Source organism: Rahnella sp. CFA14(1/10) (assembly GCF_004195095.1).
Lineage (GTDB): Bacteria > Pseudomonadota > Gammaproteobacteria > Enterobacterales > Enterobacteriaceae > Rahnella > Rahnella perminowiae.
In genome coordinates this window covers 1-572 of record NZ_SEWS01000033.1, presented here as the reverse complement: position 1 = coordinate 572, position 572 = coordinate 1, and the positions used below count along the sequence as shown (strand labels likewise).

Genomic DNA, 572 nt, shown 5'->3' with positions numbered 1-572 from the left:
TGACCTGCTCCCCGTTGATTAATACACCACGATGTTAGTAATGTCTTCATAAGCCACATGAGGACATCCCCATGAAGAAGCGTTTTTCCGACGAACAGATCATCAGTATCCTCCGCGAGGCTGAAGCCGGGGTTTCTGCCCGTGAGCTCTGCCGTAAGCACGCCATTTCCGACGCCACCTTTTACACCTGGCGTAAGAAGTATGGCGGTATGGAGGTGCCCGAGGTTAAGCGCCTGAAGTCGCTTGAGGAAGAGAACGCCAGGCTCAAGAAGCTGCTTGCCGAAGCCATGCTGGATAAGGAGGCGCTTCAGGTGGCTCTGGGGCGAAAGTACTGACGACAGACCAGAAGCGGGAAGCCGTGATGTTGATGTGTGATGCGACCGGTCTGTCGCAACGTCGTGCCTGCAGGCTTACAGGTTTGTCCCTGTCGACCTGCCGTTATGATGCTCAGCGTCCGGCTGCTGATGCACATTTATCAGGGCGTATTACTGAGCTGGCGCTTGAACGCAGACGTTTTGGTTATCGGCGTATCTGGCAGTTGCTGCGTAGGGAGGGCCTTCACGTCAATCACA

General features: G+C 55.1%; 1 pseudogene. It reads left to right on the top strand.

The window, feature by feature from the left end:
- Nucleotides 1-71 precede the first annotated feature (71 nt).
- Nucleotides 72-572: pseudogene (locus tag EVX52_RS25120) on the top strand (IS3-like element ISRaq1 family transposase); the annotation flags it as partial.